The organism is Pseudarthrobacter sp. W1I19, assembly GCF_030817835.1.
Classification (GTDB): Bacteria; Actinomycetota; Actinomycetes; order Actinomycetales; family Micrococcaceae; genus Arthrobacter.
The window spans coordinates 3,098,804-3,124,026 of the sequence record NZ_JAUSZR010000001.1; the positions used below are offsets into that span (position 1 = coordinate 3,098,804).

Sequence of the window (25,223 nt, forward strand, 5' to 3'; positions counted from 1 at the left end):
GGCCGTCGGCCCGCCGGTGATGGGTATGGTCTCTTTGTCGCCGAATCACGAAAAGGCTGTGGGGCCTGCATCTGCTGGCCCCACAGCCGATTCCATGGAGTTGTTACTCGCCGATCGGGCCAACAGGAACGATCTTGGCGTTCTCAACCTTGTAGCCGTACACCGTAGGCGCCTGCAGTTCACCCTTGGCATCCCACTTATAGTGCTTGCTCAGACCGTCTTTGTCGTAGGACTTGACCCACGCCAGCAGGTCCGGCCGCGACTGCTTGCCCGCGTCGATTCCGGACAGGAGTACTGTTGCTGCGTCGTAGCCCTCAATCGAGTACGTACCGGGTTCAACACCCTTGGAGACATCTTTGTAAGCCTTGGCAAAGTCAGGAATAAGCTCACCCGGGATGCAGGGGCAGGTGAAGAAGGCGCCGTTGGAGGCATCTCCAGCCTGCTTGATGAACTGTTCGTCCTTAACGCCGTCAGGAGCAACGAAGGTACCGGTATAGCCCTTGCCGGAGAGTTGCTGGATGAACGGGGCGCCCTCGGGATAATACCCGGAGTAGAAAACAGCATCTGCCTTGGAGTTCATGATCTTCGAAATCACGGCAGAGAAATCCTTCTGCCCGGTGGTCACCTTATCCGTTCCAGCCAAGGCGTCGCCCAGTCCCTTGGACGTCGAAGTAGCCAGACCGATGCCGTAGTCCGAGTCATCCTGGACCAGGTACACCTTCTTGGCGCCGAGCTTACCGGTCAGGAACTTGGCTGCGGCCGGCCCCTGCACTGCGTCATTGCCCAGGCCGCGGAAGAAGGTGGTCCAACCGTTCTCGGTCAGGGACGGGTTGGTGGCAGAGGGAGTGATGTGGACGAGGCCCCTTTGCTCAAAGATGTTGCCGGTCGCCTTGGACTCGCCCGAGAAGGCCAGGCCGATGACGCCCACGATATTTTCTTCGCTGACGAGCTGGGTAACTGGGCCGGTGGCCTTGTTAGGGTCACCTTCAGTGTCGAACTTCTTGAACTGGACCTGGCAGCCCGGATTGGCCTCGTTGTGTTGGTTGATGGCCAACTGGACCCCGTTGAAGATGTTGATCCCGAGCTGGGCGTTGGGGCCGGTTTGCGCACCGGCAAAGGCTAGCGTGGTGGTGGCGGGACAGGTAGCCTTACCGTCTCCAGCAGGAAGCACCCCTCCCGCCGGAACGTCCACCTTGGAAATGGCAGGAATGTCGACCTTGCCTCCGGCTGACGACGTCTCGTTTGTGCTTGGTCCTGCTTGATTGGCGCAGGACGACAGCAGCAGGCTGAGTGCAGCCGCTGTGGCAAACGAGGTGAAGACTTTCTTTCGGTACATAAACTTGCCTTCCGAAACAGGCCCTTGGATGACGGGGATGCGAACGTGCCGGCGCAGCTGCGCCGAGGATCAGGTGTTCCTGAGTAAGCTTCAAGCTAATGCATATCGCAAGGGAAGATAAGTGACTGAGGTCACATCTATATAACAGTCGTTGCATATTCGAAATTAAACGTGGGAAGCCGCCCGTAACTTGGGCGGCTTCCCTGTTTGCGGCCTCCACGGCCGGCAATCCAAGTACCCCAGGTGGGACTCGAACCCACAACACGCGGATTTTAAGTCCGCTGCCTCTGCCAATTGGGCTACTGGGGCAACTGATCCATGGTATCCCGTCAGAGGCGGGTGAATGGGTCGGCATACCGGAAGACACCGTGGATGCCGCCGCGCCAGAGCGCGAGCGGCAGAAGCTGGAAATTGTCGCCCCACACTTCCTCGGGCGGCAGGACTCCCAGCGAGGCCGCAGGAACGAAGCCAAACCTGGGGTAGTACTCTGTGCTGCCCAGAAGGGCGATTCCGTTCTCCCCCGCCGCGTTGGCCCGGGCGATGGTCTCCTTCATCAGGGCGGAGCCTATTCCCTGTCTCTGGAGCCGCGGCGTAACACTGATCGGGCCGAGTCCGAGGAGTTCCTGGGCGCCCACCCATCCGCGCGTGCTGATGACATGGCCCACCACTTCGCCGTCCAGCTCCGCCACCACGCTGAAGCCGGGCAGGTATTCCTGGGAGTCAAACAGTTCACGGAGCACGTTGACTTCCACCGGTTCCCCGTCCGCGGGAAGGCCGGTAGCCGGGGAGATGGCGAATGCTTCGGCTGTCAGCGCGAGGATGGCACCCCTGTCTGCCGGAGCTTCGTCGCGCAGCTGCAGCCCGGGCATGGGTTGCGATACCTCATCCAGCCCGCGCCCGTTGCCCGGCAGCTGGACAGGCTCCGGCACCCCGGCGGGGCTCTGCCTGCTCCGGGCGGAAAGTCCAGCAAGCACCTCAAGGGCCCGGGGTGCGTCAGCCACCGGCACCAGAAGGTGGTCGTGGTGGAAGCCTGCCAGGACGTTGCAGCTGATCCGGGCTTCCGTGAGGGCTTTGCTGACTGCGGCGGTCAGTCCCACGGCTTCCAGCGCGGAATGGATTTCCAGGGTGATCCAGGACGCCACAAAGTCATAGGACAGCCCTTCCCTGTCCGCTGCGGCCCGGGGCAGCACCACCGTCAGGCCTTCGGCTTCGCGGACCGCCGCCTCGATGCCGGGCGCCAGGGGCCGGCCATGCGGCCACAGGACGTAGACGTACTCGCCGCTGCGCTGTACCGGGTGCATCCCCGCGAGCAGGGCCTGCAGGTTCTTCTCGCCACTCATGCTGCCAGTCTAGAAGGGGAAAAGTTGCACCGACGCAAACGGCGGCCATCCCCCAAGAGGGGACAGCCGCCGTCGTGTGTTAAGGCAGGGTGTTCAAGCCCGTGCCCCAGGCAGAACCGGTGTTACTTGGCGTTGGCCGTAACGGCTTCCTTGGGATCAACCTTCGTCTTTTCCGCTGATCCTGCAGCGCCTGCCGGCGGCGCGGCGTCGACAGCAGGTGCGGCCGCGGGCTTGGGAGCCGGGGTGGCTGCTGCCACGAAGGCGCCGCGGGGGTTGTCCAGGTCCAGCAGCTGCGTGGTGTCGCGGCCGGCGAAGAAGGCGAGGATCCAGTTGAAGATCACACGGAACTTGCGCTCGAACGTGGGCATGGCCAGGCCGTGGTAGCCACGGTGTGCCAGCCAGGCGAGCCCGCCCTTGAGGCCAATGCTGCCCACGAGGTTGATGTTGGCAACACCCTTCCACTCGCCGAAGCCGGCAACGGCTCCCAGGTTCTTGTGCTTGTAATCCTTGAGCGGCTTGTCCCAACGGGAGGCCCACAGGTTCTTGGCGAGGCGCTTGGCCTGGCGGAGTGCGTGCTGGGCGTTGGGGACGCAGGTGCCGTCAGGGAGGCCCTTGCCGGTGAGGTCCGGAACGGCGGCGATGTCGCCGGCAGCCCAGGCGTTGTCGATGATGCCTTCGTCACCGGCGATGCGCAGGTCCGGAAGGACACGCACGCGGCCGCGGGGCTCGAGCGGGAAGTCGGTGGAGCGGACCATGGGGTTGGCCTGCACGCCTGCGGTCCACACCAGGGTGTCCGCTTCGAATTCCTGCGCCGGGGACTTGTCCGGCAGGTTGATGAGCTTGAGGGTGCCTTCGGCGCTGTCCAGCGAGGTGTTCAGCAGCACCTCGATGCCGCGGCTGCGGAGGTGCTCCACAACCCATTCTGCCTGCTTGGCGGTAACTTCCGGCATGATCCGGCCCATGGCTTCGACCAGCACGAAGCGGACTTCCTCCTGCTTGATGCGCGGGTTGTTGCGGACCGCGGCGCGGGCCAGGTCCTCCATCTCGGTGATGCACTCGATGCCGGCAAAACCGCCGCCCACCACCACGAAGGTGAGGGCCTTGGCGCGGGCAGCGGGGTCGGTCATGGTGGAGGCAAGTTCGATGCGCTCCAGGAGCTTGTTGCGCAGGGCAACGGCTTCCTCGATGGTCTTCAGGCCAATGCCCTTGTCAGCGAGGCCCTTGATGGGGAAGGTGCGGGTGATGGCGCCGGCGGCCAGGACGACGTCGAAATAGGGAACCTCGAAAGGTGCGCCGCCATCAGCGGGAGCCACTACCGCGGTGCGGTTTTCGTGGTCGATCGAGGTGACGCGGCCCTGGATCAGTTCGGTCTGCTGGAGGTGCTTGCGGTGGGAGACCACGGCATGGCGGGCCTCGATGTTGCCGCCGGCCACCTCGGGCAGGAACGGCTGGTAGGTCATGTAGGGCAGTGGATCCACGAGGGTGACGATGCCACCGGCATTCGCGATCTTCTTCTGCAGTTTGAGTGCTACGTACAGGCCGACGTACCCGCCGCCGACGACGAGTACCCGGGGACGGTCCTGGAGCTCTGGGGTGGTTGCCATAGCTCCAAGGATACAGCAGTTTGTGAAAATCTTCACTAACTGCCAAAAAGGCTGGAGGCCCTAGGTTTGCCGGCCCGAATCCACCCTGTCCACCACCCCGGTATCGGGCTCCTCCCGCAGTTCGCCCGGGTTCCTGGCGGCCCGCCTCAGCTGGATGACCGCTGCCGCGATAATGGCCACAAACAGCAGGCCAAAACCGATCACGACGGCGGCGCCCAGGGCACTGTCCCGCTGGGAGGGAGCCTTCACTGCGGGCACGGTGGCCTCGGGCAGGGTGGGTACTGCGCTGGGGACCTCCGCGGTGGGCACGGGCGCGGGTGTGGCCAGGTTTCCGCGGCGGTGGACCCTGATCCATTCGGCGATGGAACCCAGCGGGTTGGCCGATACCTCGGGAACGTCGTCCTTGAGAGCTGCCTCGGCGTTCAGCACACCAAACCCGTAGAGCGGATCCTTGCCGGGGGCACCCGAGTCCTTGGCCGTGGCAACAATCCTGTTGATGACCTGCTTGGCGCTCATGTCCGGCCACTTGGACCGGATCAGTGCGGCAACGCCGGCAACTATGGGGGTGGAGCCGGAGGTTCCGGCCCATTCCGCGTAGCTGCCGCCGGGAACGCCGCCCAGCAGATTTTCGGCCGGCGCCGCAACGCCGATGCTGATGCCCTGCGAGGATGCGTCAACGGACGCGGTTCCCTTGCGGTCCAGTCCGGCGACGGTAAGGACGCCCGGAATAGTGGCAGGCGCGCCCACCTGGATGTTGCCGCCCACCCGGTTGCCGGCAGCGGCCACGATCACCACGTCTTTTTGTTCGGCGTAGAGGAAGGCGGCGTCCCAGCTCTGCGGCCACTGCGGAGTGGTGCTGCCAAGGGAGATGTTGATGACCTTGGCACCGTTGTCCACGGCCCAGCGGACGGCTTCGGGGATCTGGTCCTGGTCGCTCTTGCCGGAGGGGTTCGTTGAGCCCAGCCAGGTGGAGACAGACAGGATCTGCGCTTCCGGGGCCACGCCCACGATTCCGTCCGGCGGAAGTCCTGATGGTCCCGGTGACGGACTGGCCGTGGCGTTGGCAGGCTGGTGGCCGCGTCCGGCAAGCATGGTGGCCACCAGGGTGCCGTGTTCGGTCTTGGACCCCACCACTTTTTGGCCGTCGGGTTGCCCTGAGCCGGAAGCGTCGTAACCGCCCACCACTGCGCCCTTGAGGTCGGGGTGCTTGGCGTCCACGCCGCTGTCGATCACGGCCACCTTGACGCCGGCGCCCCTGGAGACCTCCCAGGCCTTGGTGATTCCGGATTCAGCCAGCCAGTACTGCTTGTCGCGCCACTCGTCCGCCTGGGCATCGGGTGCGGTGAAGAGTCCTGTTCCCAGGCAGCAGGCGGCCAGGAGCAGTGCGAGAAGGGCTGTGCCGGCCCGCCCGAGCAATGGAGTTGTCCCGGTTTCGTGTTTCTGCATGGGCGCTCAGCCGATGCTCAGGGCGATGCCGTCGAGAATGTCGTGTTCGCTGGCTGTCGCGCTGGTGATACGGCCTCCGGTCAGCTCGCCGAGCCGTTCGAGGATCCGGCCCCACACCAGTCCGCCTGCACCGATGACGTCCACCCGGCCCGGGTGCATGTAGGGCAGGGCGGCGCGGTCCGCGCGGTCCATTGCCAGCAGGTCGTTGGCGGCGGCGCGGACAGTATCCAGGGGCAGTCCGGTGCCGTGGATCGCCTCCGGCGAATATTCGCGGAGCCGCATGGCGTGCGCGGTAATGGTGGTGATGGAGCCGGCAACGCCGACGACGGCGGTGGCGCGTTCCAGCGGAACGTCCTGCTGAGCGAGGGCGATGGCGTTGTCCACGTCGGCCTGGGCGGCCGCGATCTGTTCCGCCGTGGGCGGGTCCTGGCGCAGGTGGCGTTCGGTGAGGCGGACACAGCCGATGTCCACGGATTTGGCCGCCGTGACCCCGGCCGCGGTGCCGAGGACGAACTCGGTGCTTCCGCCGCCGAGGTCCACCACCAGCACTTCCTGGCCGTCCAGGATGGGCAGGACGCTGCTGGCGCCGGCAAAGGACAGCGCGGCTTCCTCATCTCCGGTGATGACCTCGGGTTCCACGCCGAGGAGGGTGCGGATGCCGTCCACGAAGACGTCCCGGTTGCGGGCGTCGCGGCTGGCCGAGGTAGCGACGAAGCGTACTTTGACCGCAACATGTTCCTTGATGAGCCGGGCGTAATCGGCGGTGGCTGCGAAGGTGCGCTCCAGGGCCTCGGGGGCCAGTTCGCCGGTGGCGTCCACGCCCTGGCCCAGCCGGACCACACGCATTTCGCGCACAACGTCGGTGAGGGTGGTGGTGCCGTGGCTGTGCCCGATGTCTGCGATCAGGAGGCGGATGGAGTTGGTGCCGCAGTCGATGGCCGCGACGCGCGTCACTGGTCCACCCCTGAAGTGCCTGCTGTTGTGCCGGAGGCCTTCCGGACGGGAGCGGGCCGGCCCACGATGTCAGGCAGCCCCTGCGGGCCGTGGCGGCTCAAGTCCTTGGAGGGCGCCTCCCCGGAGGTGTCCCACGCCCCGCCGCAGTAGCACCTGTCCGCGGTCCACCACTCGCTGATGGCGGTGATGGCCTGGTCTCCGAGGGGGTTGACCCCGGGACCGGCGGCCAGCGAGTGGCCCACCAGGACGTGGAGGCATTTGACCCGGGTGGGCATGCCGCCGGCGGAGATACCGTCGATTTCAGGAACTGCACCGATGCCTGAACGCTCGCCGATGGCAGCGCGGGCGGCCAGGTATGCCTCATGGGCGCTACGGTAGGCAGCGGCCAGTTCCTCGTCGCCGGCAAGCTGATCATTCATCTCATTCATCACTCCTGCCGCTTCCAGCCTGGAGACGGCGGAGGTGATGACGGGGTGCGTGAGGTAAAACGTGGTGGGGAAGGGTGTTCCGTTGCCCAGCCGCGGAGCGGTGGCCGCCACCAGCGGGTTGCCGCAGACGCACCGTGCAGGAATTTCCACTACGTCACGGACCGGCCGTCCCAGTTGGCGGCTCAGTACTTCCAGGTCCTGCGGTGATGGTTGGCGGGATTCGTCCCGGGCGGCTGCCGTGTAGGGTTCCACTGTCGCTGGCCGTCCTTCCTGTTGCTGTTCAGTCTGTGGCCGCGCGCGTGATGGACTCCCACAGGGAATCCACCCACGGCAGATCGGCGGGGTCTTGTGCTGCTGCACCGGTCTGGCTACCGCTTTCTCCGGCCGGCAGATCGCTGCCGAAGACCCAGTAGCCGGTTTCACCCGGCATAACCATGTTAATGCGGTCGCGGGCCTGCTGTTTCACGTAGTTGGGGTCCTGCCAGCGGGAGACCTGCTGCCGCAGTCTGTTGCCTTCGGCCTCACGGGCAGCGATATCGGCGTTCAGGGCCGCTATTTCAGCCCTCTTGTCGAAGAAGATCTTCACCGTGGGCGCCAGCATGATGGTGATGGCAATCATCACCACGGCCAGTGCGAGCATACGTCCGGAGAACGCCTTGGCCGGTACGGGCTGCTGCTCCTCCGCCAGGTCTGTGCCGGCCGTCCGGGAAACGCCGTGGGCGCCGGTCCTCTTCCCGCCGCCGTCGGACCTTTTTGCAGACGCGTTTGCAGACGGTGGCCGCGGGGCGTTGTCCGCTCCCGCTGTTCGGTGGCCTGTCCTTGCGGTTCCCGGTGCTTCGCGGCCGGCTGCGGCGGTGCCCGGTTTTCCTTTGGCCGAACCAAAATCAGCGCGGATGACGTCGGCGGTCTCATGCGTTGCCTGTGTTGTGCCGGACCGGGATGAGGCAACCTTGGGAACTTTGGGACGGCGGGTAGCCATGACACTCCTGAAACGCGCAGCCTGCCTGGGGCCGCCACTTTTTTGGGCTGGAACAATGCCGGAAACAACAACGGTGGCTATGGTCTTTCAACCATAGCCACCGGTTATTGGTTTACGCGGCTACTAGCCCTTGAAACGCGGGAATGCGCTGCGGCCTGCGTAGCGTGCGGCGTCGTCGAGTTCCTCTTCGATGCGCAGCAGCTGGTTGTACTTGGCCACACGCTCGGAGCGGGCCGGGGCGCCGGTCTTGATCTGGCCGGCGTTGGTGGCCACCGAGATGTCGGCGATGGTGGTGTCCTCGGTTTCGCCGGAGCGGTGCGAGGTGATGGTGGTGTAGCCGGCGCGCTGGGCGAGGCTGACGGCGTCGAGCGTCTCGGTCAGGGAGCCGATCTGGTTGACCTTGACCAGCAGCGAGTTGGCGGTCTTGGTGTCGATGCCGCGCTGCAGGATGGAGGGGTTGGTCACGAACAGGTCGTCACCCACCAGCTGGACCTTGTCGCCGATGGAGTCGGTGAGGGTCTTCCAGCCTTCCCAGTCGTTCTCGTCCAGCGGGTCTTCGATGGAGACCAGCGGGTAGTCGGCCACGAGCTCGGCGTAGTAGGCGCTCATCTCGGTGGCGGACAGCGACTTGCCTTCGAACTGGTAGGCGCCGTCCTTGAAGAACTCGGAGGAGGCGACGTCCAGGGCCAGGGCGATGTCCTTGCCCGGGGTGTAGCCGGCGTTCTTGATGGCTTCCTGGATGAGGTCTAGGGCTGCACGGTTGGACGGCAGGTTCGGGGCGAAGCCGCCTTCGTCGCCGAGGCCGGTGGACAGGCCCTTTTCCTTGAGCACGGACTTGAGGTTGTGGTAGACCTCAACGCCCCAGCGCAGGCCTTCGGAGAAGGTCTCGGCACCAATCGGGGCGATCATGAATTCCTGGATGTCAACGTCCGAGTCGGCGTGCGAGCCACCGTTGAGGATGTTCATCAGCGGGACCGGCAGGACGTGGGCGTTCGGGCCGCCCAGGTACTTGTACAGCGGCAGGTCGGCGGAGGCGGCGGCGGCGTTGGCAACGGCCAGGGAAACGCCCAGGATGGCGTTGGCGCCCAGCTTGCCCTTGTTCGGGGTGCCGTCCAGGTCCAGCATGGCCTGGTCGATGCTGCGCTGGTCCGTGGCGTCGAAGCCGGTCAGGGCCGGAGCGATCTGGTCGATGATGGCGTCAACAGCCTTCTGGACGCCCTTTCCAAGGTAACGGCCCTTGTCGCCGTCACGCAGCTCAACGGCCTCGTGCTCGCCGGTGGAAGCACCGGAAGGAACCGCCGCGCGGCCGATCTGGCCATCGGAAAGCAGAACTTCAACTTCTACGGTCGGGTTGCCGCGGGAATCGAGGATCTCGCGGGCGTGGATGGCATCGATAAGCGCCATGAATTTGCTCCTTATGGGCGATTAACGGGGGAAATACAGCAGAAAACTCGACGTACTCGTCAGGGACCAGCGTAGTCGAGAGTGGTCCGGGTTACGGAAACCTATCCAGCCCCCGGACGTCATGATGGTGCGGTTAACTTTGTTGATGCTGCCGGGGGACGTGCTGCTGGTAGTCCCGGACGGCGCCACGCAGGGCACGCTCGGCGTCGAATCCACTGGCATGCGCCGAACGTACGACGGCGAGCAGCAGCTCGCCGAGTTCTTCTTCCGTTCCCGGAATGGGAACCCCGGCAGGCAGTTCGACGCCGGCCCTTGCCGCGCGGTCGATGGACTTCTGCGCCCGCGCCAGTGCCGGCAGGGCCAGCGGGATTCCTTCGAACGGATCCGTGCGCTGTGGCCGCTCTGCGCGTTTCACGGCATCCCATTTCTGCACGATCTCATCGACCGTCGCGGGGAAGCTGTCCTGCAGGGAGCCGTCCGGGCGGAACACGTGGGGGTTGCGCCGGACCATTTTGGCAGTCAGGCCGCGCGCCACGTCGTCGAACATAAAGGCGCCGCGTTCCTCGGCGAGGCGGGCATGCAGCACCAGCTGCAGCAGGACGTCGCCCAGCTCACCGAGCAGTTCGGCGTCGAAGTGCTGCTCCCCCGCGGTTCCGCCGGAAACTCCTGCCTCAATGGTTTCGGCCACCTCAAAAGCCTCCTCGAGGAGATACTCCACGAGCGACTCATGCGTCAGGGCGCCCATCCAGGGGCAGTGCTCGCGCAAGGAAGCAATCACCCACTGCAGCTCCGCCACCGGGGAGCTGCGGGCGTCCTGCCCGTTAGCCAAGGTTTGCGTAAGCGTCGTTGATGTACTCGACGAGCGCTTCCTTCTCCTCCAGCGGCAGGAACGATGCCTCGGCGGCGTTCAGCGTCAGCTCCAGGAGGTCGTCGAGGTCGTAGTCGAAGGTTTCCACCAGCAGTTCGAACTCGTCGGTCAGCGTCACGCCGCTCATCAGCCGGTTGTCGGTGTTGATGGTGACGTTGAAGCCCAACTGGTACAGCATGTCCAGCGGGTGGCTTTCGATGCCCTCCCCGAATCCGGCGATGGCGCCTGTCTGGAGGTTGGAGGACGGGCAGATTTCCAGGGCGATGCCGCGGTCGCGGACCCAGCTGGAGAGATCGCCCAGGGTCACCAGTCCGATGGTGTCCTCGGTGTCCTCGTCGTCGTCGAACTCCACCATGATGTCCTCGGCGATCCGGACGCCGTGGCCCAGCCGCAGCGCGCGGCCGTCAACCAAGGCGGACTGGATGCTTTCGAGCCCGGCTGCCTCGCCGGCGTGCACCGTGGCCGGGAAGTTGTGCTGGGCCAGGTAAGTGAACGCGTCCCGGAAGCGGGAGGGCAGGAAGCCGTCTTCGGCGCCGGCGATATCAAAACCCACCGCGCCCTTGTTCCGGTGCCGGACGGCCAGTTCGGCGATCTCCTGGCCGCGGTCGGCGTGGCGCATGGCGGTGATGAGCTGGCCCACCTGGATTTCGCGTCCGGTCTCCCCCACTGCCTCGACGCCGGCCTCCAGGCCATCCTGCACGGCCTCCACTGCTTCGTCCAGGCTGAGTCCCTTCTGCAGGTGCTGCTCCGGAGCCCACCGCACTTCGCCGTACACCACACCGTCATCAGCGAGGTCCTCAACGAATTCCTTGGCAACCCGGAACAGGCCTTCGGTGGTCTGCATCACTGCAACCGTGTGGTCAAAGGTTTCAAGGTAGCGGACCAGCGAGCCGGAGTCAGCGGACTCACGGAACCACTGGCCCAGCGCCACAGGGTCGGTGGATGGAAGCGTGTGCCCAACGGCCTCGGCCAGTTCGATGATGGTTGCCGGACGGAGTCCTCCGTCCAGGTGGTCGTGAAGGGACACCTTGGGCAGGCTCTTCAGGTCAAAATCGATGGCAGGGGCAGCGTCAACAATAGGCTCAGTCACGTTCCCACCTTAGGGTGGGCAGGGATTCTATGCCAGCCGCTCTGTGGCGGCGTGCTCAGCGTCCCCGGCCGCTGGAGCAAGCAACTCCGCGGTCCCCGGATTCGGCTTCGTGGCACCGGAGCGGCCGCCGTCGAGCCACTCGTCCACTTCTTCGGCGTCGTTGCGGGCGAGGTGCTTATGCCACAACCTGAGCAGGTGGTCGAGGAGGACACCAAGCACGACGGCGAACACCACGGCGATGCCGGCACTGAGCAGCGGGTTATTGTGCAGCCACGGGAAGGAACTGGCCAGCACGCCGATGCCAATGGAGTACCCCACCCAGGTGATGCAGGCGAAAGCGTCCAGCAGGAAGAAGCGGCGGTGGGAGAAGCCTGTGCTTCCGGCGACGTAGTTGACCGCCACCCGGCCCCAGGGAATGTAACGGGCAGTGAAGATCAGCACCGCGCCGCGCTTGTCCAGCTCGTAGCGCGCCCAGCCGAAAGCCTTCTGGACCTTGGGCCGGCGCATCCACTTCCACCGGTTCAGGCCAATCCGGCGTCCAAGCATAAAGGCCATGTTGTCGCCGGCGATAGCGCCCACCAGAGCAGTGAAACCGAGGATCCACAGGTTGGGTTCACCGCTGTGCCGCGAGAACGCCGCCAGGGCCACGATAAGGGTCTCGCTGGGGACCACCATGGCGAAGCCGTCCACAAAGAAAAACACCAACAGGACCGGGTAAATCCACCACTGGCCCGCCGCATGGAGCACGGCCTCATTAATAAACTCCACGCAGTCTTGCTCCTATGCAACCTGGCGCAGCCGAAAGTGACGCAGCCAAAGCGGAAATCGTTCCTAAGTGTCCCACGGCCAAGGCGCTGTCCGCTACGCCCCTGCCTGCCCGAACAACGCTTCAACTACGCTTCTGGTTCCTTCATCCGCTCCATCATCGGAGCCCGGCGCCGCACCCGGTTGATCACAAGGTCCACCACCACGCCAAGAGCCACCGCGCACACGATGGCGATGGCGGCGCCCAGCAGGTGGTTGTCCTCGAACCATTGGCCGAAAAACAGGCCGATCCCCACTGAATAGCCTGCCCAGAGGGACGCCGAAAGGACGGTCAGGCCCACGAAGCGCAGGTGCGGATAGTGCGTGACGCCGGCCGTGAGGTTGACGGCCACCCGGCCGATGGGAACAAACCGTGCCACGAGGATGAGCGAGGCCGGGCGCTTGCGCAGTTCCCTGCCCGCCCACCGGAAGGCGCTCTGCATCCGGGGGCCCCGCATCCACCCCCAGCGCCTCGTGCCCACCCTCCGCCCGATCAGGTACGCGATGTTGTCGCCGGAGAAGGCCCCGAGCGCTGCCACCAGCATCAGGAGCCACGGGTTGGGAACATCCGCTGTGGCCGCTACGGCCGAAAGGCCCACCACCACGGATTCGCTGGGGATGGGGGGAAAGAAGCCGTCAATGATGCAGCAGGCCAAAACCAGGAACAGCACCCAGGGCTGACCGGCTGCCGCGAGGATGAAGTCATTGATGGCCTGCATGGGACCCTATGCTATGCGGTCGATGATCAGGCGCTGCGCCGGCCGTGATCCTTCGGGCGCTATCACCACAGCCTGCTCCAGTGCTTCCTTGGCGCGGGCGAAGCGTTCCGGGGTATCGGTCAGCAGGGTCATCAGTGGCTCGCCGGCCCGGACCACGGCGCCGGGCTTGGCGTGCATGCGCACCCCTGCACCCGCCTGCACTACGTCCTCCTTACGCGCCCGTCCAGCGCCGAGCCGCCATGCCGCCACCCCGACGGCCAAGGCGTCCAGCTCCACCAGCACGCCATCTGCCGGGGCGTACACCACCAACGATTCCCGGGCCACCGGCAGCTTGGCCCGCGGATCGCCGCCCTGGGCCTCGATCATGCGGTTCCAGACATCCATGGCGCGGCCGTCCCTCAGCGCTGCGGCGGGATCGGCGTCGTGCACTCCTGCGGCGGCGAGCATTTCCTCCGCGAGCCGGACAGTCAACTCCACCACATCATCAGGACCACCGCCGGCCAGCACCTCCACGGACTCCTCCACCTCGATGGCGTTGCCGGCGGTGAGCCCAAGCGGCGTATTCATGTTGGTCAGGAGGGCCACGGTGTTGACCCCGGCGTCCTTGCCCAGGGCCACCATGGTCTCGGCGAGTTCGCGGGCCTTGGCCCCATCCTTCATAAAAGCACCGCTGCCCACCTTGACGTCCAGGACCAGCGAGCCGGTCCCCTCGGCGATCTTTTTGCTCATGATGGAGGATGCGATGAGCGGAATCGCCTCCACGGTGCCGGTGACATCGCGGAGTGCGTACAGCTTTTTGTCCGCGGGAGCCAGCCCGGCCCCGGCGGCGCAGATGACAGCGCCCACGTCCTGCAGCTGTGCCAGCATTTCCTCATTGCTGAGGCTGGCCCGCCAGCCGGGGATGGCCTCCAGCTTGTCCAGGGTGCCGCCGGTGTGCCCCAGTCCACGGCCGGAGAGCTGCGGAACGGCAACACCGAAGACGGCCACGAGCGGCGCGAGCGGCAGGGTGATCTTGTCCCCCACCCCGCCGGTGGAGTGCTTGTCCGAGGTGTATTTCAGGCCGCCGTCGGGCCGCCGCAGGCTGGAGAAGTCCATCCGCTCGCCGGAGGCGATCATTGCGGCCGTCCACCGGGCTATCTCGCTGTGGTTCATGCCGTTGAGCAGGATGGCCATGTTCAGGGCGGCCATCTGCTCGTCGGCGATGACACCCCTGGTGTAGGCATCGATGGTCCAGTCGATCTGTTCGGGGCTGAGCGTGCCTTTGTCCCGCTTGACGCGGATGATGTCGACGGCGTCGAACGCTTCGGCGGTGTTGTTCTGTGCGCGGGGGCCTGTCACCGGGTTTCCTCCAAGTGTTCGGGACCGAAGGCGTCGGGCAGCACCTGGTCCATGGTTTTGATGCCTTGGGTGGTCATGAGTTCCATGCCGGGCGCACGGAATTCGTACAGCAGCTGGCGGCAGCGGCCGCAGGGCATCAGGACCCTGCCGTTGCCGTCCACGCAGTAGAACGCCCGGAGCAGTCCGCCCCCGGTCATGTGCAGGTTGCCCACCAGCGCGCATTCAGCGCACAGGGTCAGCCCGTAACTGGCATTTTCGACGTTGCAGCCGCTGACAATCCGGCCGTCCTCGGTCACCGCCGCCGCCCCCACCGGGAACTTCGAATATGGCACGTACGCCTTCTGCATGGCCGCGACGGCGGCAGCCTCCAGGGCGGACCAGTCCGGTCCCTTCGCCCCGGCCACGGCGTCAACCCTTGACATAGGGGATACCGCTGGCCGCCGGGCCCCGTGACCTGCCCACCAGCCCGGCCACAGCAAGGACAGTCACCAGGTAGGGCAGCATGGCCATGAACTGGCTGGGTACCGGGGTTCCGATGATGGTCACGATGCTCTGCAGGTTGTCCGCGAAACCGAAGAGCAGCGCAGCGGAGAAGGCTCCGATCGGGTTCCACCGGCCGAAAATCAGGGCGGCCAACGCGATAAAGCCGCGCCCGCCTGAGATTTCCTTGGTGAAGCTGTCGATCGCCACCAGGGTGAAGAATGACCCGCCGATGCCGGCCACTGCCCCGCCCAGGGTGACGTTCCAGAACCGGGTGGCGTTGACGTTGATGCCCAGGGTGTCGGCGGCCTGCGGGTGCTCGCCCACGGCCCGGACCCGCAGGCCCCAGCGGGTTTTGAACAGACCTACCCAGACCACAAGGACCGCGATGTACATCAGGTATCCCACCAGGGACTGGCGGAACAGGATGGGCCCGATGATCGGAATGCTGGACAAGACGGGAATCTCGATGATGTCCAGCCCGGGAGGGGAATTGAACCGGGCCTTGGTGGCCTGCATTACGGTGCTGAAGAGGAATCCCGTGACGCCGGAGACCAGGACGTTGAGCACCACGCCCACGATGATCTGGTTGACGAGGTATTTGATGCTGAACAGCGCCAGCACCATGGACACCACGGCGCCGGCAACGGCGGCGGCCGCCAGCCCGATGAACGGGTTCTGCGTCATGCTGGCCACGATGGCGGCGGTGAAGGCGCCGCCCAGGAGCTGGCCCTCGATGGCGATATTCACCACGCCCACGCGCTCACACAGGACGCCGGACAGCGAGCCGAACACCAGCGGGACCGCCAGGGTGACAGAGCCGGCAATAAGGCCGGCGAGGGAAATGTTCGGGGTCCGGGCGCCGCCCACCACCCAGATGAGGAACGCGGCCACGAACAGGACGATGAACGTCACGGTCAGCCAGCCCGGAGCGGGCCTGCCCTTGGTCTTGAGGTAGGCGGCATAGCCGGCGAGTCCCAACAGGAGGACGGAGAGGACGATGCCGCCGGCAAAGGCGTTGACCTGCAGTGCCGGCAGCTGGAAAAAGTCCTCGCCGGTGGAGATCCCGAAGCTGGCGGTCTGGTTGGGTGCCAGCAGGCCGAAGAAGACCAGGGCAATCAACCCGAAGATGGTGAGCAGGACCGGGGTCCGCCAGGTCACTGGTTTGGTGGAGATGGCGGCTGAGCCGGCATCCGGTGCTGTGCTGTCCGGCTGGGGCTTTCCGGGCCGGGGTGAGGAAACTGTTGTGCTCATGCTGCACCTCCGGTGGTTGCTGCCTTGCGGGACTTGGCGGTGCGGGCCTGCTTCTTGCGCCGCGGATTCAGGCCGAAGACGGCCCGGACCAGTGGCGGTGCCGCAATAAAGAGCACGATCAGGGACTGGACCACCAGGACGATGTCGATGGGGGTTCCGGTCTGGATCTGCATCTGGACGGCTCCGGCGCGGAAGGCGCCGAACAGGAGGCCGGCGGCGAAGGTGCCCCACGGCGTCGAACGTCCCAGGAGGGCAACGGTGATGGCGTCGAACCCGTAGGTGGCGGCCACGCCGTCGGTCAGGACTTTCTCGGTGCCCGCCACCTGGGCCACGCCGGACATGCCGGCCAGCGCGCCCGCGAGGGCCATCACCAGGACGGTGGACCGGGAGACGTTGATGCCGGCGGTCTGGGCCGCCTTGGGGTTGGCGCCGACAGCCCGGAACTCGAAGCCCACGGTGGAGCGGTTCAGCAGCCACCACACCAGGACGGTGGCCGCGATGGCCAGCAGGAAACCGAGGTGCAGCCGGTACTGCGTGCCAAAAATCTGCGGGTAGACGGCGCTGGGGTCCAGGATGGGCGAGATGGGGTTGGTCTCCCCCGGCCGCTGGAACGCCGGCGTGTTCAGCAGGAAGCGCAGGAAGTACAGCGCGATGTAATTGAACATGATGGTGAGGATGACCTCGTGGGCGCCGGTCCGTGCCTTGAGGACACCGACGAGTCCGCCCCAGAAGGCGCCGCCGACGATGCCCGCCAGCAGGACCAGCAGCAGGTGCAGTCCCACGGGCAGGTGGAGCGCGAAGCCCACCCAGGCGGCCAGGATGCCGGCCACGATGATCTGCCCCTGGGCACCGATATTGAACAGGCCCGCGCGGAAGGCCAGTGCGACGCCGAGGCCGGCCGTGATGAGCGGCGTGGCGATGGTGAGTGTCTCCATGAACGGCGCGAACTGGGCCGCAACGCTGTTGCCCCGCGGGTTGAAGACCGAGCCTTGGAACAGCGCTATGTAGGAGCGGGTGGCGGCGTTCCAGACGGCCGTCAGGAAGTCGGTGGGACGGGCGAAGAAGTACGTGGAGGTGGTGGCCACCTGCTTGTCGGTGCTGGCGATCAGGAGCCCGCCGATGATGAGCGCCAGCAGCACGGCCAGGACCGAGACCATCCCGCTGCCGGTAAAGATCCTGCGCAGCACGTTGTCCGGGCCGCCCGGCAGCTGCCCGCTCTGGGCAGAGGCTGGAACGGCGGAGGGCTCCATGGCACCGCCGGCCGTGTCAACGGAGACGACGGCGGCCGTCAGGTCTTCCGCAGGCGTGGCCTCCTGCGCCCCGGGGCCGGGTTCACCAGCCGCGTGCTTGGGTGGATGCTTGTCAGACATGCTCGCCTCCTTCGGCGTCAGACGTGGAGGACGTGGATGCCCTGGACGCTGGCCCTGCTTGCGGCACAGGCGTATGCTCCTCCCGCGGAATTCCCGCCATCATGAGGCCCAGGACGTCGCGGCCCGTGCCGGCCGGAACGATGCCCACCAGTTTGCCTTTGTAAATCACGGCGATCCGGTCCGCCAGTTCCATGACCTCGTCCAGCTCAGTGGAAATGATCATCACCGGTGTGCCCTGATCCCGCTCGACCACGATCCGGCGGTGCAGGAACTCGATGGAACCCACATCCACGCCGCGGGTGGGCTGTGAGGCGATGAAGAGGCGCAGGGGCCGGGAAAGCTCGCGCGCCATCACCACTTTCTGCTGGTTGCCGCCGGAGAGTGTGCCGGCGGCGGCAACCGCCGACGGTGTGCGGACGTCGAACTCGCCGATGCGCGCCTTGGCGTTTTCCAGGATCTTCGCCGGGCTCATGCTGATGCCCTTCGCGAACGGGGGCTTGTCGTAGAGGTCCAGGACCAGGTTCTCCGCTACAGAGAACGTGCCCACCAGTCCGTCCACCTTGCGGTCCTCCGGAACGAAGCCGACGCCCGCTTTCAGGACTTCCTTGACCGACCGGCCCAGCAGCTCCTTGCCGTCCAGTTTGATGGAACCTGATACACGGTCCTGGAGGCCGAGGATGGCCTCGGTGAGTTCGGTCTGGCCGTTGCCCTGCACGCCGGCCACTGCCAGGATTTCGCCGCGGGCAATATCGAAGCTGAGGCCGTCCACCACGTGGTGGCCGCTGGGTGCGATGACGGTGAGGTCGCGGACCTCAAAGGTCTTTTCCTTCGGCTGGGCCGGTGCCTTGTCCAGGTTCAGGCTGACGGCGCGGCCCACCATCATGGAGGCAAGCTCTGCGGTGGGGGCGGCGGGACTTGCCTCACCCACCACCTTTCCGCGCCTGATCACCGTGATGGTGTCCGAGACTTCCTTCACTTCCCGCAGTTTGTGGGAGATGAACACGATGGAGGTGCCGCCGGACTTGAGCTGCCGCATGATGTCCAGCAGTTCGTCCGTTTCCTGGGGCGTCAGCACCGCGGTAGGTTCATCGAGGATCAGGACCTTGGCGTTGCGCACCAGTGCCTTGATGATTTCCACGCGCTGCTGGACGCCGACCGGCAGGTCCTCCACCAGGGCGTCAGGATCGACGTCGAAGCCGTACTGGTCCGAGATCTCCTTGATCCGGCGGCGGGTCTCATCCAGGTTCAAGAAGCCGGCGGCCTTGGTGGGTTCGGCACCGAGTGCCACATTCTCCGCAACCGTGAAGACCGGGACCAGCATAAAGTGCTGGTGCACCATGCCGATTCCGGCCGCCATGGCGTCGCCGGGGCCGCGGAAGGAAACGGCCCTGCCGTCGATGAGGATCTCACCTTCCGAGGGCTCATACAGGCCGTACAGCACATTCATCAGGGTGGATTTTCCGGCCCCGTTCTCGCCCAGCAGGCAATGGATCTGCCCGGGTTCAACCACCACGTCGATGTGGTCGTTGGCAAGCAAAGTCCCGAAGCGTTTGGTGATCCCTCTGAGTTCAAGTTTCAAAACTGAAGACCAATCTCGAAGCGTCCAGTGATCGACCGGACGGGATATGTGGCTGCAGCACCAGCCTAGTGGTTGCAGTCCTGGGAAGGGCGGGCGGTAGCCCAAAAGCGGCAGGCCGCAGCAAAAAGCGCCGCCGCCCGGCCGGTCATCGACCAGCCGGGCGGCGGCGCTCTATGCACGGGTCAGGACTTGGGGCTTTCCTTGGACTCAACCTTGAGCTTGCCGTCCACGATGTCCTTTTTGATCTGCTCCAGCTCGGACTTGAGCTCGGCGGGGACCTGCGAATCGAGATCGTGGAAAGGCGCTAATTGCACACCTTCGTTGGCCAGGGTGCCGACGTACGGCGTGTTGCTGAACTTGCCTTCCGTGTCATCCTTGACCACGGACTCTACGGCCTCGTCCATCGTCTTTATGACGGAGGACAGCATGATGTCCTTGTAGTCAGGGGCGGTCAGGTAGCCGTCGGAGTCGACCCAGATCAGCTTGACGTCCTTGCCGGCGGCCTTGGCATCCTTCAGCGCCGCCCCCGCGCCCTTGCCTACCGGGCCTGCCACGGGCATCACGATATCGGCGCCCTGGTCCAGGAAGTTCTGGGTGACCTGCTTGCCCACGTCCTGCTTTTCGAAGTCGCCGGTGAACGTCCCGTCCTGGGCGTCCTTGTTCCAGCCAAGGAGCTGGACGTCCTTGCCCTTCTGCTCGTTGTAGTACTTCACGCCGTCAGCGAAGCCATCCATAAAGATGGTGACAGCGGGGATGTTCCTGCCACCGAAGGTGGCCACTTTCCCGGTTTTGGTGGTCCCCGCAGCCAGATAGCCGGCGAGGAACGCCGCCTGCGCGGTGTCGTAGATGATCGGCTTGACATTCGCGACCGGCGTGTCGTCTGCGAAGTCGATGATGGCGAAATGCTTGTCGGGGTTGGCTTCTGCCTGCTGCTCCGTGGCGTCACCCAGCAGGAAGCCTACAGTGAGGGTGAGGTCGCAGCCGGCGGTGACCATGGCGCGCAGGTTCGGCTCGAAGTCGTTATTGGTCTTGGACTCGGCCTGGTTGACCTTGATCCCCAGGTCCTTCTCGGACTTTTTCAGGCCTTCGTAGGAGGACTGGTTGAAGGACTGGTCGTCGAATCCGCCCGAGTCGGAGACAATGCAGCCGGTGTAGTCGGTGGCACCGGCGGACGAAGTGCTTCCGGTTTCGGGGGCTGCGCCGCAGGCGGTCAACAGAAGGGCCGAGGCGCTGACGGTAGCCAGGCCGGCCATTGAACCGCGCTTGACGTGTGCACGCAGTGATGTCTTCAATTTTCCTCCAGGATGAAGAGAGTGGCGCTACGGCTCGAATTCAATGAGTGTCCGTTTCTGCACTGAAATTCTGTTTTCACTGACGCCCGCAGCACTGCGCCGGAGCGCACTGATGGCACCTACTTTAGTGGCCTGCGCCACGTCTCCGTAGCACACCCGGACCCCATCCCGGAGATTGTTTACAAGTTGTTACCAACCAGTAGGGGGCCGTACCTCGGTGCGGCCCCCTGCATCGTCCACCGGACCTGTAGAACGTCAGAGGCGGACCAGCATCTTGCCCGTGTTGGCGCCGTCCAGCAGGTCCATAAAGGCCCGGGGAGCGTTCTCGAGCCCGTCCACGATGGTCTCGTCGTAGCGGACAGTGCCGTCCGCGAGCCAGCCCTCCATCTTTTCGGCGAATTCCGCGGCGTGCTGCCGCTGGCCGCCCACCAGGAAGCCCTTAAGGGTGAGCTGCTTGCCGATGGCCAGCATCAAGTTGTGGGGTGCCGGCGTGGGTTCGGTGGAGTTGTACTGCGCAATGGCGCCGCACATCGCCACGCGTCCGCCAACGCTGAGCGTGGCCAGTGCCGCTTCCAGGTGCTCGCCACCCACATTGTCGAAGTAGACGTCGATCCCGCCAGGGCCCGCGGCCTTCTGCAGCTGATCCAGGACAGGCCCGTCGTGGTAGTCGAAAGCGGCGTCAAAGCCCAGTTCCAGCAGCCGGGCCACCTTCGCGGGCGTGCCCGCGGAACCGATCACCCGGGATGCGCCCATGGCCTTGGCGATCTGGCCCACCAGCGAGCCCACGGCACCGGCGGCACCCGAGACGAAGACGGCGTCACCCGGCGCAAACTCCGCAACCTTGAGCAGGCCGGCATAGGCCGTCAGCCCGGTCATGCCCAGCGCGCCCAGGAAAGCGGAGGCAGGTGCGAGGTCCGTGCGGGCAGGCGTCGCCGCGGCGGCATCCACCACTGCGTACTCCCGCCAGCCAAGGGTGTGCACCACCACGTCACCTTCCTGGTGGTGTTCTGAACGGGACGCGGTCACCTCACCCACGGCGCCGCCGTCGAGCGCTTTGTCCAGCTTGAACGGCGCGGAGTAGGACTTGACGTCATTCATGCGCCCGCGCATGTAGGGATCCACCGACATAAAGAGGTTGCGGACCAGGACCTGGCCGTCCCGGAGTTCCGGCAGCGGCGACTCGGCAAGCCGGAAGTTCTCAGGAACCGGGCGGCCCGACGGTCGGGAGGCCAGCTGTATTTCGCGCGTGGCGACAGGAAGCGGCTGGCTCATGCGGCGTACTCCAGGATCTTGATGTCCACTGTGATGTTTCCGCGGGTGGCATTGGAGTAAGGGCAGATCTCGTGGGCCTTTGCCACCAGTGCCTCAGCTGTGGCCAGGTCAAGCGCCGGAAGGGCGATCTCAAGTTCCGCGGCCAGCCCGAAACCCGCGGTGTCCAGCTGGCCAAGGTGGACCTTGGCCGCCACTGCGGAATCCGTCAGATCGGCACGTTCCTTGCGGCCCACCAGCCGCAGTGCGGAGTGGAAGCAGGCGGCATAGCCGGCAGCAAAAAGCTGTTCCGGGTTGGTGCCCTGCCCGGATCCGCCGAGCTCCACCGGGCTGGACAGCGTGACGTCGAGTTTCCCGTCGTTGCTGCGTGCGGTGCCGTCGCGGCCTTCGCCCGAGGCAAGCGCCTCGGCAGTGTATAGGGGTTTCACGGTGTGTCCGTCCTGTTGGGGGTTGAAATCTTCGGTGTCAGAGAGCGCTGTGCAGGGCAGCTGTCAGGCGGCCCAGGGTGTCGCGCAGCTGGTCAAGTTCTTCGGCTGTAAGCCCCGCGGCGTCCGCGAGCCGCTGCGGAATGGCGCCGGCGTTCCCGCTCAACTCCCGCCCGGCCGGTGTCAAGTGGATGGCCACACGCCGCTCGTCTTCTCCGGACCGGCGGCGTTCCACCAGCCCCAGGGACTCCAGGCGCTTCAGCAGCGGTGACAGGGTGCCCGAATCAAGGCCGAGCTCTTCGCCCAATTCCTTCACGCCCCGCGGCTCGCTTTCCCACAGCACCAGCATCACCAGGTATTGCGGATACGTCAGGCCCAGCTTTTCAAGGACAGGCCGGTAGACAGCGGTGGCGGCACGGGACGCCGAGTAAAGCGCAAAGCACACCTGGCGGTCCAGCCGTGGAGCATCAGTCATGCAATAACCATAGCGCGCAAGTAAGTTGTGCACAACTTACTGCCTCCACCACGGGAAGGGATGGTCTTTATAGAGTGCGACGCCGGCGGGCGCGGCCGCTGCTACAGGTCCCGGATGGTGCGCAGCGCCGCAGCGGTGAGCACCCGGATGCCAAGTCCCAGGGCGCGCTCGTCCAGGATGTAGTCGCCGCGGTGGAGATCGTACTCCTCGCCGCCGGGAGTTTTGGTGCCGAGCCGCATCATGGCGCCCGGAAGCTCCGCGAGGAACCAGGCGAAATCCTCCCCGCCCATGGACTGCGGGGTCAGCACCACGGCGCTTTCGCCGATTTCGGCACGCGCGGATGCCTCGATGATGGCTGTTTCGTGCTCCGAGTTCACCACAGGCGGCACTCCCCTGGTGTGCTCCAACCGCACGTCCACGCCGTACGGGGCAGCCACCTGGTGCACCACTTCGTCGAGCAGTTCACCCGCGGCGTGCCACGCCTCGCGGTCCAGGCAACGCATGGTCCCGGCCATGTAGCCGGTGCCGGGGATGGCGTTCGGAGCCGAACCGGCCGAGATCTGGCCCCACACCACTGAAACGCCGCTGCGGACATCCACCCGGCGGGACAGGACTGCCGGCACATTAACGGCGATCTGTGCCAGGGCGAACACCAGGTCCTCGGTCAGGTGCGGGCGCGAGGTGTGGCCGCCGCGGCCGGAGAGCTCGATCCGGATGGTGTCCGAGGCTGACGTGATGGCGCCGATGCGGGTACCAATCTTGCCTACCTCGATGCGCGGATCGCAGTGCAGGGCCAGGATGCGGGGAACCCCGTCCAGGACACCCTGCTCGATGCAGGAGTGCGCGCCGCCGGGCATGGTTTCTTCGGCAGGCTGGAAGATGATGCGGACGGTGGCGCCGAGCGGTTCGTCCTGGTGCATGCGGTGCAGCACCAGGGCGATGCCCAGCATGGTGGTGGTGTGGACGTCGTGGCCGCAGGCGTGCGTTACGCCATGGTTTTTCGAGGCGAAGGGCAGGCCCGTCTCCTCGATGATGGGCAGCGCATCGATGTCTCCGCGCAGGGCAGTGGCGATGGGCCCCTCGCCCACATCTACGGTCAGTCCCGTGCCCTCCAGGCGGCGGGGGCGAAGGCCTGCGGCTTCGAGCCGCTCGGCCAGCTTGTCCGTGGTGCGGAATTCCTTGAACGACAGTTCCGGGTGCGCATGCAGGTCCCGGCGGAAATCGATCAGTTCCGGCAGGAGCGGCTCAAGCCAGGGTGCCACCAGCGCGGTGGGCTCGGCTTCCGTAGTGTAATTGCGCACTGCTTCACTCTAGCGAGGGTCACCGGATTACGGGCCATCGCGGTCCCCGCGTTACATCGCAGGGACCGCCACTGCCTAGAGAACGTCGGTGTCGCCGCTGGCTTTCAGGGCGTCGACGGCGGCCTTGACCCGCTGCGAGTTGGCCATGGTGGTCACCAGCAGGGCATCCGGGGTATCCACGATGACAACATCCTGGATACCGATCAGGGCGATGACACGCTTGGTGTCGGTCACCACCACGCCGCTGGAGTTCTCGGTGAACACGCGCGCGCCCTCACCAAGAACCGTAACGTCATCCACTTCCTTGGCACTGTTGAGCCGGCCCACGGAGGCGAAGTCGCCGACGTCGTCCCAGCGGAAGGAGCCGGGTACGACGGCGACGTCCCCGGCTTCGGCGGCAGGTTCGGCAACCGCATAGTCGATCGCGATCTTCGGCAGGGTGGGCCAGATCCGGGCAGTGACCTCGTCACGGGCAGGAGTGTCCCAGGCGCGGGCAATTTCCTGCAGGCCCTGGAACAGCTCGGGCTGGTTGGCCTCAAGGTGCTTGAGCAGGAGGGCAACGGGGGCTACGAACATGCCGGCGTTCCACACGTAGTTTCCGCTGTCCACGTACTGCTGGGCTACTTCCTCGTTCGGCTTTTCGACGAACTCCACCACGTCCTGGGCGCTGGGAGCGCCGTCAATGTGCAGGTCCTGGCCGGAACGGATGTACCCGAACCCCGTGGACGGGTGGGTGGGCTTGATGCCGATGGTGACGATCTTGCCGGCGGCGGCGGTGTGGATCGCCTCACGGACTGCCTGCTGGAAGAGGTTGTCCGGGCTGATCACCTGGTCCGCGGCGAAGGAACCCATGATGGTGTCCGGATCCCGCTCGTGCAGGATGGCGGCGGCAAGCCCAATGGCGGCACCGGAATCCTTGGGTTCGGACTCAAGGACAAGGTCGCCGTCCTGGACTTCCGGAAGCTGGCGGCACACCGCGTCCCGGTGGGCCTGGCCGGTGACCACCAGCACCCGGGTTCCGGCCAGCGGGTGCAGCCGGTCATAGGTGGCACGCAGCAATGTACTGCCCGAGCCGGTGAGATCGTGAAGGAACTTGGGAGCTGCGGCTCGCGACAGGGGCCAAAGGCGGGTCCCCACGCCGCCGGCCGGGATCACCGCAATGAAGCGGTCAAGGGGTGATACCGGGCTTGTCACTTTGTCTGTACTCATCAAGGCCTACTTTAGCCGACCGCCGGCCGGGGCCCCTTATGGGCCCTCGCGGCAGGCGCCCGGACTTCATCAGGACGCGCGATTGTGGTGTTTGTCTCATTAATCACGAAAATCCTTGCCGTTGTTGGGCACCAAGGAGTTCCTAAATTGAATAAGCTGTGAGCGAAGCCTAGATTTAGGCCTGAGCTACGAGTGCTCTCGCAGCAGGCGTTCCCCCCGCGTGGATCTCATGCCAGCGCCGCTGTGTTGCAGGGAGGTT

At 65.5% G+C, this 25,223-nt stretch carries 23 protein-coding genes and 1 tRNA gene; all 24 read right to left on the reverse strand.

Translation table 11 applies throughout. The features are described 5' to 3' along the window. Window positions 1-103 precede the first annotated feature (103 nt). Window positions 104-1,336 (reverse strand): branched-chain amino acid ABC transporter substrate-binding protein, encoded by a 1,233-nt coding sequence (locus tag QF038_RS14430; protein WP_307610752.1) that lies wholly within the window; start codon window positions 1,334-1,336, stop codon window positions 104-106. A gap of 235 nt (window positions 1,337-1,571) precedes the next feature. Next, window positions 1,572-1,645 (reverse strand) — tRNA-Leu (locus QF038_RS14435). A 20-nt stretch (window positions 1,646-1,665) separates the two neighbouring features. Beyond that, on the reverse strand, window positions 1,666-2,676 hold the full coding sequence (locus tag QF038_RS14440; protein WP_307610753.1) for an N-acetyltransferase: 1,011 nt from the start codon (window positions 2,674-2,676) through the stop codon (window positions 1,666-1,668). 122 nt (window positions 2,677-2,798) lie between these two features. Continuing rightward, entirely contained in the window at window positions 2,799-4,280 is a 1,482-nt protein-coding gene (locus QF038_RS14445) for an NAD(P)/FAD-dependent oxidoreductase (RefSeq protein WP_307610754.1), read from the reverse strand. 60 nt (window positions 4,281-4,340) lie between these two features. After that, window positions 4,341-5,726, reverse strand: coding sequence for a S8 family serine peptidase (locus QF038_RS14450; RefSeq protein WP_307610755.1), 1,386 nt, complete (start codon window positions 5,724-5,726; stop codon window positions 4,341-4,343). Window positions 5,727-5,732: 6 nt separating this feature from the next. Beyond that, window positions 5,733-6,680: a Ppx/GppA phosphatase family protein gene (locus tag QF038_RS14455; protein ID WP_307610756.1), complete on the reverse strand. Its 948-nt coding sequence runs from the start codon at window positions 6,678-6,680 to the stop codon at window positions 5,733-5,735. Next, window positions 6,677-7,360: a DUF501 domain-containing protein gene (locus QF038_RS14460; RefSeq protein ID WP_307610757.1), complete on the reverse strand. Its 684-nt coding sequence runs from the start codon at window positions 7,358-7,360 to the stop codon at window positions 6,677-6,679. Before QF038_RS14460 ends, QF038_RS14455 begins: the two co-directional genes overlap by 4 nt. 28 nt (window positions 7,361-7,388) lie before the next feature. After that, the gene (locus tag QF038_RS14465) at window positions 7,389-8,087 is read right to left on the reverse strand and encodes a septum formation initiator family protein (protein WP_307610758.1); all 699 of its coding nucleotides are present in this window, start codon (window positions 8,085-8,087) and stop codon (window positions 7,389-7,391) included. 123 nt (window positions 8,088-8,210) lie between these two features. After that, window positions 8,211-9,491: a phosphopyruvate hydratase gene (eno, locus tag QF038_RS14470; RefSeq protein WP_307610759.1), complete on the reverse strand. Its 1,281-nt coding sequence runs from the start codon at window positions 9,489-9,491 to the stop codon at window positions 8,211-8,213. Between the two features lie 133 nt (window positions 9,492-9,624). Further along, on the reverse strand, window positions 9,625-10,236 hold the full coding sequence (locus QF038_RS14475) for a MazG nucleotide pyrophosphohydrolase domain-containing protein (RefSeq protein ID WP_307613490.1): 612 nt from the start codon (window positions 10,234-10,236) through the stop codon (window positions 9,625-9,627). A gap of 76 nt (window positions 10,237-10,312) precedes the next feature. Continuing rightward, window positions 10,313-11,449, reverse strand: a complete 1,137-nt coding sequence (locus QF038_RS14480; RefSeq protein WP_307610760.1) for an adenosine deaminase — start codon at window positions 11,447-11,449, stop codon at window positions 10,313-10,315. 27 nt (window positions 11,450-11,476) lie between these two features. Continuing rightward, window positions 11,477-12,217 (reverse strand): DedA family protein, encoded by a 741-nt coding sequence (locus QF038_RS14485; protein WP_307610761.1) that lies wholly within the window; start codon window positions 12,215-12,217, stop codon window positions 11,477-11,479. Window positions 12,218-12,342: 125 nt separating this feature from the next. Further along, on the reverse strand, window positions 12,343-12,972 hold the full coding sequence (locus QF038_RS14490; protein ID WP_307610762.1) for a DedA family protein: 630 nt from the start codon (window positions 12,970-12,972) through the stop codon (window positions 12,343-12,345). Between the two features lie 6 nt (window positions 12,973-12,978). Next, entirely contained in the window at window positions 12,979-14,310 is a 1,332-nt protein-coding gene (locus tag QF038_RS14495; RefSeq protein WP_307610763.1) for a thymidine phosphorylase, read from the reverse strand. Beyond that, window positions 14,307-14,732 carry a cytidine deaminase gene (locus QF038_RS14500; RefSeq protein WP_307610764.1) on the reverse strand — a complete coding sequence of 142 codons (426 nt, stop codon included), beginning with the start codon at window positions 14,730-14,732 and terminating at the stop codon, window positions 14,307-14,309. The genes QF038_RS14495 and QF038_RS14500 overlap by 4 nt, the downstream gene beginning before the upstream one ends. Then, window positions 14,719-16,044, reverse strand: coding sequence for an ABC transporter permease (locus QF038_RS14505; protein ID WP_307610765.1), 1,326 nt, complete (start codon window positions 16,042-16,044; stop codon window positions 14,719-14,721). Before QF038_RS14505 ends, QF038_RS14500 begins: the two co-directional genes overlap by 14 nt. Then, on the reverse strand, window positions 16,041-17,414 hold the full coding sequence (locus tag QF038_RS14510) for an ABC transporter permease (RefSeq protein WP_307610766.1): 1,374 nt from the start codon (window positions 17,412-17,414) through the stop codon (window positions 16,041-16,043). The genes QF038_RS14505 and QF038_RS14510 overlap by 4 nt, the downstream gene beginning before the upstream one ends. Beyond that, complete coding sequence (locus QF038_RS14515) at window positions 17,407-18,993, reverse strand: ABC transporter ATP-binding protein (RefSeq protein ID WP_307610767.1); 1,587 nt, start codon at window positions 18,991-18,993, stop codon at window positions 17,407-17,409. The genes QF038_RS14510 and QF038_RS14515 overlap by 8 nt, the downstream gene beginning before the upstream one ends. Before the next feature lie 182 nt (window positions 18,994-19,175). After that, on the reverse strand, window positions 19,176-20,246 hold the full coding sequence (locus tag QF038_RS14520) for a BMP family protein (protein ID WP_307613491.1): 1,071 nt from the start codon (window positions 20,244-20,246) through the stop codon (window positions 19,176-19,178). Between the two features lie 294 nt (window positions 20,247-20,540). Continuing rightward, complete coding sequence (locus tag QF038_RS14525; protein WP_307610768.1) at window positions 20,541-21,557, reverse strand: NADP-dependent oxidoreductase; 1,017 nt, start codon at window positions 21,555-21,557, stop codon at window positions 20,541-20,543. Continuing rightward, window positions 21,554-21,982: an organic hydroperoxide resistance protein gene (locus QF038_RS14530; RefSeq protein ID WP_307610769.1), complete on the reverse strand. Its 429-nt coding sequence runs from the start codon at window positions 21,980-21,982 to the stop codon at window positions 21,554-21,556. Before QF038_RS14530 ends, QF038_RS14525 begins: the two co-directional genes overlap by 4 nt. Window positions 21,983-22,019: 37 nt before the next feature. Further along, entirely contained in the window at window positions 22,020-22,454 is a 435-nt protein-coding gene (locus QF038_RS14535) for a MarR family winged helix-turn-helix transcriptional regulator (RefSeq protein ID WP_307610770.1), read from the reverse strand. Between the two features lie 101 nt (window positions 22,455-22,555). After that, entirely contained in the window at window positions 22,556-23,755 is a 1,200-nt protein-coding gene (locus QF038_RS14540; protein WP_307610771.1) for an amidohydrolase, read from the reverse strand. A gap of 75 nt (window positions 23,756-23,830) precedes the next feature. Further along, a complete protein-coding gene (locus tag QF038_RS14545; protein WP_307610772.1) occupies window positions 23,831-24,964 on the reverse strand; it encodes a mannose-1-phosphate guanylyltransferase in 1,134 nt (377 codons plus the stop codon). Between the last annotated feature and the right edge of the window lie 259 nt (window positions 24,965-25,223).